The organism is Dyadobacter endophyticus, from assembly GCF_014641595.1.
Lineage (GTDB): Bacteria > Bacteroidota > Bacteroidia > Cytophagales > Spirosomataceae > Dyadobacter > Dyadobacter endophyticus.
Genome location: NZ_BMIA01000001.1, coordinates 1,455,488 through 1,474,944, shown reverse-complemented (window position 1 = coordinate 1,474,944; position 19,457 = coordinate 1,455,488). Strand labels below are relative to the sequence as shown.

Below are 19,457 nucleotides of genomic sequence, written 5' to 3'. Positions count from 1 at the left end.
GTTAATATTTTTTAGATGGTTTAACATATGGCTCAGGCTCAGAGCGGGGAAATTTCATTGCCGCTTTGGGCTGGGCCTGAATTTCTACCTTTCCACTTTGTTGAACTGGCACCTGCTGCGTGCTCCACTTTTTCATTTTCGCGCGGATGTATTTGATGTCATACAGCGACACTGCACCGGCCGAGAGCTTTTCGTTGATCACGTCCACAAGGAACCTCGCTGACATAGTGGAGGTAAATAAATCGCGATACAGCTCAAAGAGCATTCTTTTGCGTTTCGGGTCTTTACGCTTACAGAGCCTTAGGACCAACTCCTTGGTTATCTCCATAGGGTCAATGATTAAGCTCGTAATGTTTCTGGGACTGAATCCTGTGATGCCAGTGCCGGAGAACTGCCTCGGAGAAATACTGCTTCCCTGCCTGGCGGGTAAATGGCAGATGTCCCCTGGCGCAATGGTAGTAGATCTTCTGTCCAGAGACTGTTTTCAACAGCCGCTTTGCTTCGCGCACATCGACGACATAATCAGAGCGAACCGCAGGATCGGAACGGATTGTTACACGGGCCACTTCCTGTATTATCGAAGTTGTGTTCGGATTCTGGTTACACGAATCCGGAGTTTTCTTTTTCATTTTGCCTTTCTGTTTGATAAAACATGCTGGCAAAATTCAGAGTCAGGTAGCAGGAATTCCTTCCTGTGATTCGACCGGGAATGAAAAGAATTTAGTTTAGAAGTCGCGAAGGAGCAATCTGACCTCTGTCAGATATTTAGTACGAGCATTTCCATCTCTGCCGTCAAACTGACTTAGCTCTTCGGCCTGAAAGGCCTTCACAAATGAGCTTTGCTCAAAATCGTGCACCAACCAGGAGTTAAAGGATGCTGCAATCTGCGGTGCATCTGTTGTCATCTTGATATACCCTTTTTCCATTAGGACGTAGTAAAGTGCGGCGATGTAAAGCCTTCCACCTTTGGATTGTTTGCAATACCGGTAAGTATCCGTGTCGCCAATTGGGACAATCCACCGCTCTGCCAATAAGAGGCGCTTCAAGCGATTAAATTTGAGCAGCCTTTCAGTGTCATCCCCGTCGGTAAATTGCTCCTGAAAGCTTTCCGACGCCCGCGTACGTGCTGTTCTTTTTGTAGCAGCCTCTGGCCTTGGTATTTGTTGAACTAAAGAAGCCAACTCCGTTCTCCACCCTTCAAGATCAAGAAATTTGTCTCCAACTGCCTCTGAGGATAAGGTTTGAACCCATTTTGAAATCGAAGTGAGAGTTTCGTAGATGGCCTTCTCGGACCCATAGTCCGCCCTTGACAAAAGGTGCTCAAATATTTCTCGATTATGTCGAAGGGTGAACGCCGTGCGACGCTTGACTTGGCGGATCCTATCACGCTTGGCACGCCCGAACCACCAGTGCAGCCAGTCAGGCCTGGAAATCCCTTGCTCGTACGAGGCGATGAATTCACCTACATCGTTTCTTCTAACCGTAAACGAATACCTGTTATGATACAGAATCAGAAGTCGATTCAGACTAGTTAGATCGTCCTCATAAAATGTGCCGGAAAATTCCTCAATAATGTACTTGAAAAAGGGATAACGAAGGTTGGAGTGAAGATTCATTGTGTAGCCATTGAGTAATATTATGTAGCAAATTAATCACCGGCAGTTACTTTTCATATTTTCGTTCTGCAACTCGCTTTTAGTCAATCTGGACTTACTCCCTCAACTCAGAATAATAAAAACTATTTTGATATTTCATTGGATTTCAATAAGATTACGGTAGTTACATACCCCCTCTATACAATGGAAAATTCACCTAATCAACCTTCGGCGGAATCCCCATCCCATACTAGCCAAATCGATTTCACCCAGGAAGATAACCTGGCAAACATCGCTTCCATTATCCTAATTCTAGGATTAGTGTCTTCGGTAATCGTTTTCCTCTCGACCGGCTTAGTTTCAAGACCTTCGCTTTATGGGACACTAAGTCATCGGAATTCGTGAACTTAGGCTCATAATTAGATTGATATGGAGAAAACAGATATACCGAACGGCTTTCCAGAAAGCCTGCAACAGTATTTACCAAACGAGCCGGTAATTGTCTATCAAGGTCAATTTGCTCTTGAAAAGAGCAAATCTGAGATTTTGATCGAGGGATTAATATCTTTTGACTGGTTACCCCAGCCACAGTTGGTCTTCCGCGGTACCGCCGATAAAAGTATTCATCAAGATCTTTTGGGCTTTACGTTAGACCCACAGCCGCTGCGCGTTCGTACCGCAGATCATTGTTTTGGAAAAGGTGTAGTCACACAATTTACTAACAACGAATTCTCCGGCCGTATTATCGATGAAAAAACGGTTGGGGACTTGAGTGCAAAAGCAGAAAGAATAACTTTTGTTATTCCTAATCTGAAAAGTATTTCTGAGGAACCGGTCTGTTGGAACGGTAATCAGTTTTCAAACAACAGACTTACACTCGACAACGGCGACTATTCGATTGTCCTGGAAAAAAGTGCCTCTTACAAACAAAGCGACAAGGAGTTACGCAATTCAGGAGGGTATTGTATCCAATATTATGGAGAGGCGACAAAGAAGGCAGGAACAATCTCGTACGATGAGGCAATTGGTTTAGCAAGCTCGCTAAGCAGCTTTTTGAGCTTTATAAACGGGCGGCGCACATCCCTCTTGTTTTTGACAGGAGTATCCGGACAAAACATGGTATGGAAAGACTATGCAACGAATCACGTGGACGGGTATAAAGCGGTCAGTTCCTGGTATCACCGAGATAAACAAATCGACTTGCGGCCTCTCTGGAAAAGTTTCAGTGATATATGGAATGATCGAAAGCAAAGTTCAAACCTGAAAAACGTCATCAGCTTTTACCTCGAGTCTAACTGCAACAAGGTCTTCATAGAAAATTGTATCGTTCTTTCCCAGGCGGCAATGGAACTACTTTACAACTGGCAATTTGTTGAAAAAAGCGCTGGAAAAGAAACAGATATAGCGATCGTAAAATTGAATAAACTGATAGCGCACTTGAAGATTTCCAGAGATATTCCGAAGTCGCTTAGTTGTCTGAAGCAGCTTGAAAATATCACTTTTGTTGACAAGTCATTTAACCCAAGGGCAAATATCACCTCGGCGACGGAGGCTTACCTCGAAATTAGAAATGCCATCATACACGGGAACGCATGGCGAAGGGAAAATCTTGATAAAATTGACACTGATGCAAGAATCGAAGCGTGGATACTCGGTAACTGGTATATCGAATTATCTATACTGCGAATCCTTGGCTACATTGGCCTTTATAACAACAGAACGGTTTCAATGAAAATCGACTATTCATGTATGGAGCCTGTACCTTGGCTATAGATGGGCGACTAGCCGGTGTAGCATGTAAGAGAATCTTTACTTGACCGGTGATTTTTAGATCACCGGAAAACCGATGCAAAATGGTTACGTTGAAAGGATAAACCGCACCTATCGCGAAGACGCGTTAGATGCCTATTTGTTTGAATCACTTGAACAAGTTCGTATTTTATCAGATGAATGGATGGATAATTACAATCGGCTACACCCGCATCAAGCTCTTTCCGGAATGGCATCAGCCGTGTTCGCGAAAACAATAGAAAACAAAAAAAGTCTAATATCGCATTGTCCTATCTAAGGTAAGGCTACAAAATCGGGAAAGCTTACACTACAATTAGGGTAAGGCTTCAAGCGCGCCATAAAACGCATTACCGATGCCCTCTACCGAAGCTCCCTGTACCATATTGGTTGCCGCGTCCGGATTCATGACGATAGTGCAGTCCATCGCGCTGTGTACACGTTCCTTAAGCTCCTATATTGGAGCTTGGATATCTAATAAAGGTCGAACTTTTTCCATGATCGGCGGGACTGTATTTGCGCGAGTGCCGATAGAAGTCTGTGAGGCAATCCACGAAATGATTCTATTCCAACCAGTGAAATTTGGTGCATTGATGACCTGCCGGAATTAATGCCCGGGTTAATTACCACAAAACAGAAGATTCCAGTATCCTGTCAAATTCTCTTACAGTTACTTGGATATGGGTTTCAGAAATACCGCTGAGGGCGATGACCTTGCCTGCCAGCTGCTTTTGATCCGGCTTGTGAATTTGCTGGGGAACAGGAAGGCTTATTCCGGTCGGATTCTGAAACAAAGCCTGTCCCGCTTCTTTAACCCTTATCTCAAAGAATTTTGAAACCCGTTTCAAATCCTTTGACGGGAACCCTTTTACGATCACTTTCACCTCCCTGGCTACCCCGACTTTAAAAATCTTCTCATGTACCATCCCTCTTTCATGTTTGTTGACGATGCTAATTTATCAAGAATCCCACAGGCATGGAAGTGCCTAACGATTTGATAAAATTAGCCGCTGGCCAAGCTGTTGCATGAGGTTATATAGTGCTAAGTCATCAGGTAGGTGAACTTATCGGCCAGCGCATAGAGCACATTATCGGGGTCATTGAGCTGTTTTGAAGAAAAATATTCGGCGCCAAACAAAAAATTATCCCGGACAAAAATCTTAGCTTCATAAAGGCTGTCGAAATATACTTCATCAGAGCTGTGAGGGTCCGAATCCCGGCCAGACCCGATACGTTGCTCGATAAATGCCAGCTCTCTGCCGAGGACTTGCTCCGAACCATCGCTGTCATACACTGCGTAGAAAACGGCAGAAGAAGTCATACCGGACGTTGTCATTCTCTTTTCACTGTTCATATACTAAATATGTTTTGTGGTGTTCAAGAAAATAATTCAGCAACAAGTATTCAGAATTTTGCAGGGAGGTCGAAGGGTCGGCAGCTGTTTGCAGCGCGAAGGGAGGCACTAAAATTAAGTAAAAAATCACAGTGTAACCAAAACGTTAATACAAGGATTTTTAAAACCAGGCTGTTGATATGTGTTGAAGCATTTAAACGGCCCTTCCTCAAACCCCTTTTCAGCAATAATTGGGAAACCAGGCCGGCACGCAAAATGCGACCACATAACCGTTAAATCACCGATTTGACCGGTCACTAAGGGTATTTACCGCTAAATATTTCATTTGCAAGACATTGACTTGTAGAAATCTATCTTCGCAATGTCTTCTGGAAGTACCAGAGCCAATAAATATTTAGCTATGAAAAACAATTCAAACAACAACATTTCATGCCGGAAGGAGTTCCGGCTTGCGGCTTCTGCCGCCATTTTTACAGTGATGATGCATGCGGCTTGCTTTGCCGCGGAGTCTGGCGATGCATCAAAACTTGCCAAGAACCCCGGCAATGTTAAAAAAACTTTAACAGAGCAAATTCGCGGGTACATCGTGGTGGATGACACCCATTTTACTAGCTTAAAAAAGGGAGTGATAGTCGTTAGCTTTCAGATTGATGAAAACAACCGTTTGAAGCAGGTTAGGTCCCACAGCCAAATTGCCTCATTGGACAACTATTTGTCGTCAAGTCTGGAAGGAAAGGTAATCTCTTCGCCCGCGCAGAGTACTCCGGCCGATTAGCTGCAGTTTATTAAACTCCGGATTTCAATTGAAAAATAAACTGTCGAAACAAGAAAGCGGGGCTTGACAAGTTTGAATTTGCCAAACCCCGCTTTCTTACTAACCTACACAGCCCTTGAACGATGGTCCGGTAAAGTTTGACCGCAACTTTCAGACGTAGTTTCCTGTGGACTGCCTGATCAAGCTTATGCGGCTGGCGCCATTTCTTAAGAAGCACCTATTGAATGATTGCGCCGGTGAGACTCAGCAAATGCACGTTTGTTACTTACGGAAAAAAATAACCGAAAATCCTGTAAAATATAGCGATCTAGATTACGGTTAAAAAAGCATCAAAAAACTGTAAGCGGCACCCATTGCCAAAAGCATATGTTAACACTCTCTCGAAGGGATGGGCGATCAACTATTCAGGTTGCTTCTTATCCACTCTCTTTTTTGCAGCTTTCTCATCCTCTTTGGCAAACAGCTCTTCCAGTTTCTCTGAGAGCTTTCCGGCGGTCTTTTCTATTCTATCGATCGCCTTTTTTGACAGTTTGCGGTCAGCGGCAAGGCTATCCTTCAAAGCTTCTGCAATCTGCGTTTCAAGGGAGGTTTTCTTATGGCTCATGTGAGGCAATGTTTAAATATTACACAATTATGCAGTTTTCCGGCAATTACCAAAATTAAGAATTGCTAACAATGCGCGGCAAGCGGCTTTAAATAAAAGCCACTTGCCGTATTGAAGTCTATCTATTTACTTTCTCTTAGCCAGCCACAAATAAAGCGGCGGGATGATTACCGGAGCGAAAATCAAGGTGCTGGTTAGCCCGCCGATAATCACAGTCGCCAGTGGTCGCTGTACATCGGAGCCAATACCTGAAGATCTTAGCATTAAGTGGCAACGCGTCGTCGCGATGTACATCGCCGGCCACCCATCGGTGCAAGGGCGCGTGATGTTCGCCTTCGCCGAACCCGGCACACCCGAGTCTGCCACTGTTCGCATCAAGATTTGATAATATCGCCTTAACAACTGATTTACGGTTGCAGCGCATCTTTGCATAACATGCTTTCGTTGTATGCAAAGAAGGAATCTTTTGAAAACCCTTGGAATGGCAGCCGGCGGTCTTTCCATGTCATCTGTTACAGCGGCGGACAACTCTCAGCCTAAAAGAGTATTCCGTGTCGCTCACCTCACCGACATACACATTCAGCCACACCTCTGGGCAGGAAAGCGGTTTGAACAATGCCTTCACCATCTTCAGAACCTTGAAATAAAGCCAGATATCATCCTGAATACCGGTGACTCGGTGATGGGTTCCCATGGGATATCGCAAACCAAAGCATCAAAAGAATGGGCATTGTACCGCGAAATTATGTCTTCTGAAAACAGCATTCCGATTGTTTCATGTATCGGAAACCACGATATCTGGCATCCGTCTCCTGGCATGTTCGGCGACGGCAAAAAGCGGGCAATGGACGAAATAGCTTTATCGCATCGATATTTCAGCATCGATCAAAACGGATGGCACATCATTATCCTCGATAGTGTCCAATCCCGCCCCGAAGGGACAGGATATATGGCCACTCTGGATGAGGAGCAGTTTCACTGGCTACAAGACGATCTGCGTCAAACTCCGTCCAGGGTACCGGTACTTGTCGCATCTCATATACCGATATTATCCGCGAGCGTCTTTTTTGATGGCGATAATCTTAAAGGGGGTAACTGGGTAGTACCCGGCAGCTTGATGCACACGGACACAACTCGAATCGCAAAACTTTTCAACAAGCATGACAATATAAAACTCGCGATCAGTGGTCACATTCACCTGCTTGACCGCGTGACTTACAATAATGTCACCTATTGCTGCAACGGAGCTGTTTCGGGAAATTACTGGATGGGGAAATACCACGAAACAAATCCAGGCTACGCAATCATAGACCTTTTCGACGACGGGTCTTTTTTTAATCGATATGTGCAATATCGCTAATCCACAACCTCATACGATGATTTTCGGTTGGCGTAAGATTTTCAGATGCTCCGAAGGCGTAAAGCCCGTAATCTCCTTAAAATACCTGTTGAAGGACGACTTAGCTTTAAAACCCGATTTGTAGGCGAGAGAAAGAAAATTGAACTCCTCTGACTGGCCTGAAATGATTTCCATCTCCTTTAAAGCGTAAGCAATGCGGTACTCGTTGACATATTGGTAAAATGGCTTACCAGCGAAACTGTTCAGCGTTTCGGAGAGGTGGTATTTATTGATACCGGTCAGGTTGGCTAATTTGTCAAGGTTCAAATCGCAGTCAGTAAAATATAGATCTCGGCGCATTTGTGCTTCTAATGATTCCCATAGTTCTTTTTGCTTTTCCCCCGACAGGACGGTCTTTCGTGATATATATGGGTTTGACAATCGTATTGCCATGTGAAGTCAGGCAGCTCGATTTTGGGGACGCCTCACGGCATACTCTCTGCTGAGGCTTGCGCAAGGATATAATCTCAATCAAATTGGATTTGTCGTTCAGCTCTATCCGTGTTCGGACCAAAGGGCCTTCGCGTAACGTTGAACTTAGCGCATTTGTCTATTCCGCTGATGAAACTTCAGAACGAACAATATTTGCTTGGTCTTCTAGGCATTTGGTGCCGTGCATTTTTGGCTTCTAATATGGAACGAGTCTACTTATCTGCCTTTTTCTTGATGGCATTATTGAGATTATTGTTCATTTCGAGAAAATAAACTTCGATTGACCTTATTACTTCTTGGTGGTAGTTGCAATCTACTAACGCTAGTATCTCATTTTCATTTTTTAGTTTTACTGTTTCTATTGATCTTATGCTTTTTACTTTTTCCCTTGTTTCGTCGGTTAATTTATCTACACTTTGATTAAGGTTCGGTGTAATTTCAATTGCTTCCCTAATTTGGGCCCATGAGCTATTTAAGCTTTTGGAATATATAGATATCTCACTTAGTATGATATTGTGTAGTCGATGCGGCGGCGTTATTTTCAATGCTTGTTGACCTAACAAATCTAATTCGTTTACCAAGATATTTCGCATCTCTATCATAATTTCTTCAAATATCGAAATTGCTGTTGTTAGCTCGCTTTTCCTTGCAATGAACGCACTTCTTCTAGCAATATCTTTTTCAACTGCATATACCTGCTTAAGTTTATATTCTATAATAGCAGAATCTTTATTTGCTGTTAAAAAATTTAGTTCCTCGTTTATTTTTTTATCTAACCTAAGTTGATGATTTCTCAATTCAAAACTTGTTTGTTTTGCAGCAATTTTATGACTGTCTAGTATCGAAATTATTCGTTGATCGAGAGCTTCAAGAAATACTGAACTAAAAAATCGGACTTTTTTCATTTTTATCTTAGAGATGTGTGATGCTTGTTGTTCCTAAGCTTAAAGGACTACGTTTTATGAGTTTTATTTTGACGATTCTTGATGTTATCTGTTATTTTTGGAAATCTCAACGCTAGTGAATGAGTTAAATGTTTCAACGAAAAAATCTCAATGATTCTTTCATTAACGAGTTTTGCCTTGATTGACTGCCCTTCCGGATCGTGCCTTTTGATTTCACAGACCTTGCAACAGTAAGTAGTCGAAATACATTGGCCTTTATTGGAAATCGACGTGAACAAATTACAGCCGTCGAACCGGATATAGAGGTTAACAACCATAGTTTCGAAGTTCGCGGTCAGTGCGATCCGATTTAAAACTATTTTTGAAGACAGGGTCAGACTATAAGTTCTGTCCAACCCTATCGGAAGTTTACAGAGGTTAATGTGCTATTCCCGGTAAGGGAATCGGAGAGATTTTTTGCCGTGGTTAATACAGCGGGTTCTTCCTAAAATAGGTGTCGCCTTCGAAACTAATCGAATAGTCAGATTTGAAGTGGGTACTTTTCTGGTAGTAGTCCGTTGTAATAATCTGTGCGCCGGATTTGCATGCCGCCTCGAATGTAGTTTTATCGTTGCGTCTCGCTTCACGGGTATCGGAGTCGGCGCGGGTGCGGATGAGATAACCTTTTTTTACCAGATCGGGTATTTCAGGAGACTTGGCATTATTTCTGATAAGAAAAGCGGCTTCCGGTGTGCCGGGCAAAGCGTTGGCAAACATTATCCTGCCGGTTAGTGACGGGTGGCCGTCGATGTACATATCCCGCTTGCTGCCCGAATCGTCAAGTACAAATACAAACTTACCTTTTGCCTCTTTTAATGTCGGCCAGTTATCGTGAAACACGGCACTTTCCAGGGTCTCGTATTTACCTTTTACCATGTCAGGCGTGAGAATATGCGCCTTGCCAAGGTGTGCAAGAAGTTCTTTATCCAGTTTGTCAAAGTCGTTGGCAACAATGCCATCAGTCCCATTACCATCGGCAATCTTTCCCTTCACTTCAAGGGTAATGTATACCGGGGTATGGTTGGGATGCGCCTCTGACCATGCTTTCAGGTCGTCGAGGCAATCTGCCAAGGTGAAATAGTGGCTCCGGAAATCAAGGTTTGGCACATGCAGAATCTTGAACCCGGGCTCTTTCATTTTACCCTGCGGGTCATACGGCTTTTGGCCTGCGACTATTTCCAGCCCTTTCGGATTCGCATACTTTCCACCTTTCTCATCAGGGTACAGGTCAATTTCAAGGTTGCGCAAGCCAAGGTGAAGCTGTGCTGTCACTGGGATGTGCTCGTAGTCGAGCGAGCTTGCCGAAGCAGAGTCCTTCTTGGAAAATGCCGCGAACAATGCCGGATCTATGGCTTGTTTATAGCTGTTGTGAGAACCGATTACCTGCGTTTTGTTGATTTTTAGATTATCATCCGTTTGGGCAAAAGCCGGAAAACAGCCGGCGAGCAATAGACCTAATAGCGCTTTCATTGGCGATGGTTTCGTACAATGCAAAGGTAGCCGGGCAGCGAAGACAGCGGTGTTAAGTTTTTGTTACCAGAGTTGCCGATGTCTGAAGCCTGGTAACTTTTTGTTAATACAATGGTAATCGGGTTTAACTCACCTCTCGCCTCCCCGAAAGTAATTTTGAACCCGGATAATAAGTAAAAACTTAAATTTTATGCGTTCAAAATTACGTCTATCTAAGCTCGTAGGTCTTTCCGCATGTTTGCCCTGGGTTGTGCTGACTGCCAACCCGGCCCAGGCATTTCCTGCGAGTGTAAATACAAAGCTTTCGTTTCAAGCTGAAAGTTCATTTACAAACACGGAGGCTGCTGCACAGTCGGTCTCGGGTACCGTTACAGATCAGGCCGGAGCGCCGCTGCCGGGTGCGACAGTGGTCGTCAAAGGAACAACAAAGGGGACATCCACGAATGCCGAAGGTAAGTTTGTGATAGATGCCGATGCCGACGCCGTTCTGGTCGTTTCTTTTGTAGGGTATGCCACCAAACAGATTCCCGTAAATGGCCAATCGTCGATCACTATCCAGCTAGGCCAGGACCTTTCGCAACTGAATGAGGTGGTTGTAGTCGGCTACGGCACACAGAAAAGGTCGGATATTACCGGGGCTATTTCTTCCATCAGCAGCGAAAGTTTCAATAGGGGCGTTGTCACAAACCCAGGCGAATTGCTGCAAGGCAAATTGGCCGGCGTTTCCATCGCTGCAAACAGCGGTGAACCGGGTGCTGCGCAGGACATTATTATCCGGGGTATCGGCAGCTTGCGCTCTGGAACCCAGCCGCTGTACGTGGTTGACGGATTTTTGCTCGACAATTCCAACACCGGCGTTCCCACAAATCCGCTTACTTTCATCAACCCTAACGATATCGAAAGTATCGATGTGCTGAAAGATGCCAGTGCGACAGCCGTATATGGATCCAGGGCATCCAATGGGGTTGTGGTGATTACCACTAAAAAAGGAAAGGGAAAACCGCAGATGACTCTGGCGGCGTCTACGGCAATATCTTCTATGGCTAAGAAAATAGACGTTTTCGACGCCGACGCTTTTCGCAGAGAGGTTGTAGCTACGGGCGGGACTTTGCAGGATTTTGGGGCTAATACGAACTGGCAGGACGAGCTGTCTCAAACAGGCGTATCCAACACGGTCAATCTATCGATGAGCGGGGCCAACAGCGAAAGCTTTTCCTATTTTACCTCCGTGGGCTATCAGGACCAGGAGGGTATCCTGAAAAACAGCCGACTGAAACGCTATTCCGGAAAATTGAACCTGAACCAGAAGGCATTCAACGGCCGGATGAAAGTGGACTATAACCTGACGGCTTCGCGTACTGAAAATTTACGCCCGGATATCACTTCTACCATGAGCGACATGCTCACGCTGAATCCGACGATTCCTCCGTATACCAACGGTGTGCCGACTTTGTTGAACACCAATGCATTAAATCCGCTTGCCAGGTATAACTTGTTCAGCGACAAGGCTATCAATCACCGTATTCTGGCAAACATTTCGCCATCCATTGAGATTTTGGATGGTCTGGTCTACAAGTTGAACTTTGGCGTGGATTATTCTACCACAACCAGAAATCAACAGTACAAGCCCTTCCCGGCGGTGGTGAATGAGTCAGACGTTTCAAATGGCGTCCTGGACAATGCAATAAGCGGAAATACCAATCAGCTTGTAGAGAATACGCTGACGTATAACTGGTTCCGCAAGGATCATAGTGTTACGCTCTTAGCGGGTCATTCATATCAAAAGTTTTTGGATGAGACCAGAATTACTACTTATCGAGGCTTTGCAAATAATAATATCGACCCGATTTATCAGGACCACACAAGTACAACGGCTTTGCCGACGGCGGTGAATTCGGAGGCTTTGAAAAACGAGCTCCAATCTTTTTTCGGAAGGGTCAACTATATTTTTGCTGATAAATATATGTTCACCGGTACGTTCCGCGCCGATGGATCTTCCAAGTTCGGGCAGAATAATAAATACGGCTATTTTCCTTCATTTGCTGCTGGATGGAACATCTCGAAGGAAGCTTTCATGAACAATACGGTTTTCAACAACCTTAAATTACGCGCAAGTTGGGGCCAGACTGGTAATCAGGAAATTCCATCCAAGATTACAAAAGCAAGCTATTTGGAACAACGCCTGCAAACAGGTACAGGAAGCGTAAGCACTTATCCCATTGATACCGATGCTACTTCCCTGCAAGGCTATCCGTATGGGATTATTTTCACGAGATTGGCAAATCCTAATCTGAAATGGGAGGTGTCCACGCAGGCAGATTTGGGTATTGACTTCGCATTTTTTAAATCCCGATTGACCGGTACGCTGGATTATTTTAACAAGCAGTCTTCCAATATCCTTCTGGAAGTTGTTCCGTCCGATCCTGTTCAACCCACTTCAACCTACTGGACCAATATCCCAAATATGAAAATCCAGAACAATGGTGTGGAACTGACATTGAATTACGGCAGCGACCCGAGCCGGGACTTCTCTTACAATATCGGAGGTAACTTCACCTATATTCAAAATAAAGTTAAGAAGTCACCTTACGCAGTGTTGGCGACTGGGGCGGCACAGGGTTCCGGTCAGTCGGGAGCAACTATTAACGGCTATATTAATGGTCAACCTTTGGGCGCATTCTATATGTACGAATTCGATGGAATTAATCCGGACAATGGGCAAAATGTATTCAGGGATACGAATGGAGATGGGGCGATACTAGACAATGACCGTGTTGTGGTGGGAAGCGCAATCCCCAAGATCATCTATGGATATAACCTGAACTTCAAATACAAGGCTTTTGACCTCGGTTTGAATTTCAATGGTGTAGCCGGCAACAAGATTTTCAATCATACGACCATGACCTTGTTTAGCAAGGCACAATTGGCCAAATCCAACAACACTACTGATTTTGCTATCAAATACCCCAATGAGGCATTGAGCAATGCCAATGTTGTGTCGACCCGCTATCTGGAAAACGGCTCGTTTATGAGGTTGAACAATGCTACGCTGGCTTACAACCTGAATTTTGCGGGGTCAAAGCTCGGGAATGTTATTCAACGTGCCAGCCTTACATTGACTGGCCAGAATCTGTTTGTCATCAGCAGCTATTCAGGCTTTGATCCGGAAGTGAATACGGGATCGGCTGCCGGCGGAATCCAGACATTTGGTATTGACCGCTTTACCTATCCTAGAGCAAGAACCTTCCTGCTTGGCCTTAACGTGACATTTTAACAGAACAAAAACGATTATTACGATTCGTTGAAAATTAAATTACAATGAAAAATACAGGACTTTATAGAGCGCTGACGATCATTGCATTTCTAACGGCTTTTGTCGGTTGTACCAACCTTGACGAGGAAATTCTTGACGAATCCCTCACAGGAACGGGCCAGGCGGAACTTGTAAGCGGGTCCATAGCCCCGGTATATGGTCTCCTCCGCGCCGGTGTATGGCTGCATACAAACAATTTCGGACTGCAGGAGGTAGCTTCTGACGAGGGTATCCTTCCTTATCGCGGCGGCACCGACTGGTACGACGGCGGCAAGTTCATCGCTGTTCACCAGCATTTGATGACCCCAAGTAACGGCCTTGTTGGCGATACCTGGACGCAAATTACCCTTACTTTATCCAGAGCCGTAATTGCCGCGGAAAGATTGAATGAAGCAGCTAAGACGGGTAATGCAAGTGCGCAGGCGGGTTACTACGAAATGGTTGCCATGAAGGCGTACCTGAATATGCTGGCATTGGACAACTGGGGCTTGATCTTCAAAAAAGAGCTATCAAGCGAGGTGTCTCAGATCCTAAGAGGGCAGGAGGCAATTGGTTATATCGAAAGCGAGCTTTTATCGGTAGTTGACAAAATTAGGAAAGACAGTGATCCGGGCCGGTTAAACCAAAATGCGGTGAAGGCGTTATTGGCGCGTTTATATTTGAATGCTGCCGTCTATCGCGATCCTTATGGCACACCCCAATTTAAAAAGGAGGATATGGATAAGGTGACTAAATACACCAATGAGATCATTGCAGGGCCGTATTCGCTGTCCCCTGAATACTTCGATTTGTTCAGCGACGATAACCATACTAATAAGGAACTCATTTTTGCGCTCGACCAACGCGGCGTATTGGAGACTGATCAGCAGCGATGGGCATATTGGTCCATATCCGGCGACCAGATACCAAGACCGGAGTTCCCCAACACGCGCGGAACTGACGCCGTAGCGGCAACGCCCGACTTTTATCAAACCTGGGTGGATGCCTATGGTAATATAGATCCAGCCGACGCTGACGCTCGTTTTTTCAAAAAGAATACGATCGTACCGGAAAACCTGAAAGACCTTACGGGAGTTACTCCGTTGAACGACGCCGAGCATTATTATTCCATAGATGCCACGTCCTTTGAAATAGACAGAGGGATTTTGCGCGGAATTATCTGGGGCCCCAGAAAGGATGGAAGCGGCAATATTTTAAGATCCGCAGACGGCAAGGTAAAGATCTATCCGGTGATCAACAAGAGAACCAGCGGAGCGAACCTAACTTATGTAAACCATACACGGAACGTCGATTTTACCGGTCCGGGCAGCTTGCACAACACGGGCTACCGGTTTTCAAAATATCAATTCAGCCATACCGGTAACAATTGCTGTAGTTACAGCAGTGTTGACTTGGTATTAATACGTCTTGGAGAGATTTACCTGATGCGAGCCGAAGCGAAGCTTAGAAATGGCGATAATGCTGGGGCTTTGGCTGACGTCAATACATTAAGAACTTCAAGGAATGCCCGACCAGCTCAAACTCCGAAAGCGCTGACCAGCATTAACCTCGATATCTTATTCCGTGAGTCGGGATTTGAATTGTATTGGGAAGCGTTCAGAAGAAACTATCAGATCCGGTTTGGAAAATACGAAGGTAACTGGACGGAAAAAACAGATAAAAACGTAAACAAACGACTATTCCCAATCCCTCAGAGAGCGATCGACGGAGCTTCGGCACAGGAAGGGTTCCTCGTACAAAATCAGGGATATTAAATCGACTCTAACTAGTCCTGAAAAAACCTATACAGGTTTCCAGATTGATAAATTTAGATTTTCACTAGTAGCAGACTTTGGTCTGCTACTTTTTTGTTTGTAAGTCCTCATACTCACTTTGCTCTGTGCAGGCATCTAGGCAGATTCTTGCTATTTATGATCCCTTTCACTGTCGTTGAAAGTGAATATCTGATCAGTATAAAGCAATTCCGTGGCACCGCCAGTAATAGGGACCTGTTGCAAGTACTCCTAGGGCATCGTGAACTACTTTGATCCGGGTTACACTTTCTTCTTTTTTAGGCTATCGCTTTTGTCGGCTATTGTTCTGGCAAAGAATATCCAGCGAAAAATTTAAACCAGCATTGCCGTCGGGCTTATTAGCAGCACGAACGTAAGCAAGCTATATTCTGCCATCTGTGCTGTCTCTTACGACCATTCACTTTCTTGTTTGCGTCTGGCTCTAGTTCGTCAAAAATCATTGGAGAAAGTTTAGCACTCCAGCTGTCAATGCAAAAATCAAAGGGGTTCTAACCTTCTTATTCACTTTCTATCTAATTGATTTTGGGAAATATTGATCTCGATCAGTGCATTATTCTTTTCATTGCGATTAAAGTAACACTGGGCAGAATACAATTGAGAGAGCAAGGTGGTGGACTTCTCTGCTGGTAGCCTGTGCGAACTCGAACTATGTTTGGTAGAGAATCCATAGTCCTTAAATAGTGTTTCCTCCTTCTATTTAAATATAAAAGTCTAAAATTACTGCCTACGACGGATCGGTCAGCCTATTATACTCTTTAATCAATTCTTCCGCGTTTGCTCATTGCCAATACAACGAAAATATTTTGCAAAAAAACGTCGAATTATTTTGTGTTTAATAACTAATTAAATAGATTTGATGTAACTGAAAGGCACTCCGAATAACTAAGAACTCATTCTTGTTCGTATAGGTTTCATCGTTAGGTCTAACCTTGTTAGATGCGGCTTATATAATCCATTAAATTTTGAAATTTCCTTGCAACGATTGTGGTCGTTATGCTCTGTTATTGCCATTTCTTAGTTGCAGGCATGAATAGATGTGTACTTATGTGTTCAATCATATAAGTATATGAAAATCATATAATTGAATTGCTTTACGGTGGCTCCGCATTCGGAGAAGGCTTTGACGCTTTCCGTTGAATATATCTTACAAAAATATCAATCTGTCTTTGATAATATTTTTGTAAGATATAGCTGGATCATTGGTGATAAAATACTATGAGCAAATATTGAAATAAAGTTTGTTGGTATATTTTTATTGGCTTATTAGGCTGCAGACGCTTTAATTTGACTGGCAAATTTCAGCTAGAAGACTCTATGCGTCTGCGGACAGGTAGCCTAGGATAACATGATTACTAAAAGCATTATTGCTGTGATGTGAGTTAATTCCTAGATCAGTATATCCAGACCGATGATAATCTATAATAGTGGTTTTATAATGTCTTGAATTTTGCCTCAACGAGAAGTATCAGATAAGCCAAAGGGTATATTTCCTTTTGGCCAAATCATTCTTTTTTATAATTCATCAGCTAAATTATGTATTTCTTATTTCTCAACCTCAAACAATAATAATTATGTTAACTGTTAACAACAATCCTGTTCGTGTTCTAGTAACTATCCTTGTTTTTTGTTTCTGCTCAATAGTCATTTCGTCTTGTAGTAACTATAATGATGACCCTACTCCATCGGTCAAAGCAAATAGTCAAGAAGCTTCAAAAGATGCTTTTTCGCGTTTATCGGCGATGGACGAGACCTGCCCTACAATGGAATCTGCTAGCTGGGATTACAGGATGCAACTCATTTCGACCTATGGCTCATCAGCTGGTACATGGTATGACGATTTACAAGCAGAGCTTCTTGCTAACTCCAGTATATATATGACAGATCCAGCATATACGAAGATTTTTAATTACTATTCTCAAATAGAGGCAGCAATTAAAAACGGATCAAAAGATTTGCTTCAAACGTATTGTACTGCAAATACTACAGCTTGTAATTCACAAACTTATTCGACTTCAATGTTAAGTGCTGCGATAGCGGTGTATCTAAATCCGGTTAAAACACTAATTAATAATGACTCCTCTCTCACGACAAACGAAAGAAGAATACTAAATGAAGCTATTCTCGCCTATGAGAACTTATTTGAGCAAGTTACAACGGATTATGGAATAGATGTTGTAGATTGCTATGCAAATCCTGCTTGGTGGAATTCAACTAGTGCTGGTGGTGGAATGCAAACATCAGGTTTCTTTTCTGGATTGGGTAAAGTGATCAGGAAGATAATTAATGGCCACGCGACTGTGTTAACAAAATTGGTGAAGGGTGCCATACAAGGCGCAATCTACGGATTGGGAGTTGGTGCTCCATTCGGAATGGCGATTGATGGCTTAAAATTTGGAGCTCTTTGTGGTGCTGGTGTTGGTTTTGTTAACGGAATACATGATTGTATTAATGGAAATTATATATGTCTAGTATCCTGCTCATAGATCATATGCGGTAATCACATGTCCCTACAGCACTTGTAGGGACATATTCTTTTTATTATGAGGTTTAGGGGAATTGTCATTTTTATTTTTTTTGCGTCCTCGCTTTGCCATCTTTCCAAAGCGCAAACCGACTCATTTGAAATAAAGTTGCTGAATAGTGGAAAAAGTCAATTTGTTGACAAAGGCGATTTTGTACAATGCATAGCTTCGGATGGTGAAAGTGCAAACAGATTCTTCTTTGGAAGGATTCAAGAAGTAGGAGCAGATGGGTTCACTTTGGAGAAAATGCGACTCGTTCCTGGTAGCGGGGGAATAGTCAAGTTTTCTTCTATACAAAATATTGAAAAATTAAGCGTAAATAAGAGAGGTGTTGTCCCTTCGTTAGTAGCCAGCGTAATTATAGGGCAACTTTTATATTTCAAACATATTCCGCAAGCGGCCGTAGGCCCATTAATTGGTGGGGCTGTTTATGTCATTCTTGTTCGGTCGATTAAGCACAAGAGGAAGTCTCTTTTTGAAAATGTAGTTAACTATACGGTTATGATTGTTCCACCAGGTTCACAAAATGGACATGATAAATATTTCGAATAAATGTCAATAATTGAACGTTTCACAGAATGAACCACCGCATTGCCACATTACCTAATTGGTAAAGTGCTATGGCAGGGCCATCGAGTGCTATACAAAAACGTTGTATTCCGTCTTGCCGAAGAATCAAAATTGAGTGAGGACAAGCGGTGGGTAATTGTTGCTCTGTCGGGAACCCAAGAATGTTGGTATTGCTTGCTAAAAGAAGAGGAGTACGGTCTGGTGTCAGTGTCTGCCTATCTCTATGGAGATTTATGGGACCTTCGTCAGCCGAATGAGAACAACATGAGCACGACCCTTCAACACTCATTTTTGAAGATTTTCCCCTTCGGTAGCTGCCACTGCCGGGCTTTAAAGCAGTCAGCCAGCAGATATTGTCGCTTCGAGTTACAACTTTGAATTGACGGTTATTTTTGGAAGATGTTCAGTTATTTTTTCAGCAAGGAAATTACAGCATTCGTCAAATTCTTGAAAATGAGTTTGTTCTTTATAAGTCAATACGTTTAGAAGCTATTCAATCTGAGCCGGCTATACTCAGCGCACCAATAATATCTTCCGGGCGATCTACAAATGACCATATTGCTAAATGATTTTCATGCATAAAGTTTTCCTGAACACACCGTTCTAACATCTCCCGTAGAGGGTCATAAACCCTTTGATATTTACGGGCCTGAAATAGGTCGCCGGATGTGCGAATTGAATATGGAGGAAGGATCGGCCTCGCATTGCCCCTATTTATGGATTACTATCGTGGCTTCGAAGGGAAAGACCACGTAGTTATCCTGTTGCTCAAATTTGATGCAAAATGCACGTATGAAAAGTGATTCGGGAATTTCTCCGCTTGGGTTGGCGAATGAAATTATCAATCGCGATTTTTTTCAATTTATTAATCGCCGACCGTCATGCCCAACTCCTGCCA

18 protein-coding genes are annotated in these 19,457 nt (G+C 43.6%); 8 read left to right on the top strand and 10 right to left on the bottom strand.

All coding sequences use genetic code 11. The annotated features are described in order from the left end of the window. Window position 1: 1 nt before the first annotated feature. The 3 genes from IEY24_RS06055 to IEY24_RS06045 all read right to left on the bottom strand — a co-directional run bounded on the left by IEY24_RS06055 (window position 2) and on the right by IEY24_RS06045 (window position 1,616). A complete protein-coding gene (locus IEY24_RS06055) occupies window positions 2-328 on the bottom strand; it encodes a hypothetical protein (RefSeq protein WP_188929653.1) in 327 nt (108 codons plus the stop codon). A 4-nt stretch (window positions 329-332) separates the two neighbouring features. Further along, window positions 333-629: a helix-turn-helix domain-containing protein gene (locus IEY24_RS06050; RefSeq protein WP_188929651.1), complete on the bottom strand. Its 297-nt coding sequence runs from the start codon at window positions 627-629 to the stop codon at window positions 333-335. Between the two features lie 96 nt (window positions 630-725). Then, the gene (locus IEY24_RS06045) at window positions 726-1,616 is read right to left on the bottom strand and encodes a hypothetical protein (protein ID WP_188929649.1); all 891 of its coding nucleotides are present in this window, start codon (window positions 1,614-1,616) and stop codon (window positions 726-728) included. 408 nt (window positions 1,617-2,024) lie between these two features. On the opposite strand from IEY24_RS06045, the gene IEY24_RS06040 reads away from it, so the two are divergent. Then, on the top strand, window positions 2,025-3,368 hold the full coding sequence (locus IEY24_RS06040) for a YopA family protein (RefSeq protein WP_188929648.1): 1,344 nt from the start codon (window positions 2,025-2,027) through the stop codon (window positions 3,366-3,368). A gap of 73 nt (window positions 3,369-3,441) precedes the next feature. Beyond that, window positions 3,442-3,663: an integrase core domain-containing protein gene (locus IEY24_RS33080; protein WP_188929646.1), complete on the top strand. Its 222-nt coding sequence runs from the start codon at window positions 3,442-3,444 to the stop codon at window positions 3,661-3,663. 343 nt (window positions 3,664-4,006) lie between these two features. Here the strand turns inward: IEY24_RS33080 and IEY24_RS06030 are convergent, their stop codons facing one another. Together IEY24_RS06030 and IEY24_RS06025 are read right to left on the bottom strand one after the other, a co-directional pair. Further along, complete coding sequence (locus IEY24_RS06030) at window positions 4,007-4,309, bottom strand: hypothetical protein (protein ID WP_188929643.1); 303 nt, start codon at window positions 4,307-4,309, stop codon at window positions 4,007-4,009. Between the two features lie 116 nt (window positions 4,310-4,425). Beyond that, complete coding sequence (locus IEY24_RS06025; RefSeq protein ID WP_188929641.1) at window positions 4,426-4,737, bottom strand: hypothetical protein; 312 nt, start codon at window positions 4,735-4,737, stop codon at window positions 4,426-4,428. Between the two features lie 400 nt (window positions 4,738-5,137). On the opposite strand from IEY24_RS06025, the gene IEY24_RS06020 reads away from it, so the two are divergent. Continuing rightward, window positions 5,138-5,512 carry a hypothetical protein gene (locus IEY24_RS06020; protein ID WP_188929639.1) on the top strand — a complete coding sequence of 125 codons (375 nt, stop codon included), beginning with the start codon at window positions 5,138-5,140 and terminating at the stop codon, window positions 5,510-5,512. Between the two features lie 400 nt (window positions 5,513-5,912). On the opposite strand, the gene IEY24_RS06015 is transcribed toward IEY24_RS06020, so the two are convergent. Together IEY24_RS06015 and IEY24_RS06010 are read right to left on the bottom strand one after the other, a co-directional pair. Next, the gene (locus IEY24_RS06015; RefSeq protein ID WP_188929638.1) at window positions 5,913-6,116 is read right to left on the bottom strand and encodes a hypothetical protein; all 204 of its coding nucleotides are present in this window, start codon (window positions 6,114-6,116) and stop codon (window positions 5,913-5,915) included. 126 nt (window positions 6,117-6,242) lie between these two features. Further along, entirely contained in the window at window positions 6,243-6,491 is a 249-nt protein-coding gene (locus IEY24_RS06010; RefSeq protein WP_188929636.1) for a hypothetical protein, read from the bottom strand. 73 nt (window positions 6,492-6,564) lie between these two features. On the opposite strand from IEY24_RS06010, the gene IEY24_RS06005 reads away from it, so the two are divergent. Beyond that, entirely contained in the window at window positions 6,565-7,476 is a 912-nt protein-coding gene (locus IEY24_RS06005; protein WP_188929634.1) for a metallophosphoesterase family protein, read from the top strand. 9 nt (window positions 7,477-7,485) lie between these two features. On the opposite strand, the gene IEY24_RS06000 is transcribed toward IEY24_RS06005, so the two are convergent. The 3 genes from IEY24_RS06000 to IEY24_RS05990 all read right to left on the bottom strand — a co-directional run bounded on the left by IEY24_RS06000 (window position 7,486) and on the right by IEY24_RS05990 (window position 10,361). Beyond that, complete coding sequence (locus IEY24_RS06000; RefSeq protein WP_188929632.1) at window positions 7,486-7,815, bottom strand: helix-turn-helix domain-containing protein; 330 nt, start codon at window positions 7,813-7,815, stop codon at window positions 7,486-7,488. Window positions 7,816-8,159: 344 nt separating this feature from the next. Then, complete coding sequence (locus IEY24_RS05995) at window positions 8,160-8,852, bottom strand: hypothetical protein (protein ID WP_188929629.1); 693 nt, start codon at window positions 8,850-8,852, stop codon at window positions 8,160-8,162. 465 nt (window positions 8,853-9,317) lie between these two features. After that, window positions 9,318-10,361: a phosphatidylinositol-specific phospholipase C1-like protein gene (locus IEY24_RS05990; RefSeq protein ID WP_188929627.1), complete on the bottom strand. Its 1,044-nt coding sequence runs from the start codon at window positions 10,359-10,361 to the stop codon at window positions 9,318-9,320. Between the two features lie 190 nt (window positions 10,362-10,551). Here IEY24_RS05990 and IEY24_RS05985 point away from each other — a divergent pair, with 190 nt between their 5' ends. The 4 genes from IEY24_RS05985 (at window position 10,552) to IEY24_RS05970 (ending at window position 18,541) form a co-directional block, all read left to right on the top strand. After that, window positions 10,552-13,635, top strand: coding sequence for a SusC/RagA family TonB-linked outer membrane protein (locus tag IEY24_RS05985; protein WP_188929626.1), 3,084 nt, complete (start codon window positions 10,552-10,554; stop codon window positions 13,633-13,635). Window positions 13,636-13,679: 44 nt separating this feature from the next. Continuing rightward, a complete protein-coding gene (locus tag IEY24_RS05980; protein ID WP_188929624.1) occupies window positions 13,680-15,428 on the top strand; it encodes a RagB/SusD family nutrient uptake outer membrane protein in 1,749 nt (582 codons plus the stop codon). A gap of 1,610 nt (window positions 15,429-17,038) precedes the next feature. Then, window positions 17,039-17,950, top strand: a complete 912-nt coding sequence (locus IEY24_RS05975) for a hypothetical protein (protein ID WP_188929622.1) — start codon at window positions 17,039-17,041, stop codon at window positions 17,948-17,950. A 57-nt stretch (window positions 17,951-18,007) separates the two neighbouring features. Continuing rightward, the gene (locus tag IEY24_RS05970) at window positions 18,008-18,541 is read left to right on the top strand and encodes a hypothetical protein (protein ID WP_188929620.1); all 534 of its coding nucleotides are present in this window, start codon (window positions 18,008-18,010) and stop codon (window positions 18,539-18,541) included. The last annotated feature ends 916 nt before the right edge of the window (window positions 18,542-19,457 follow it).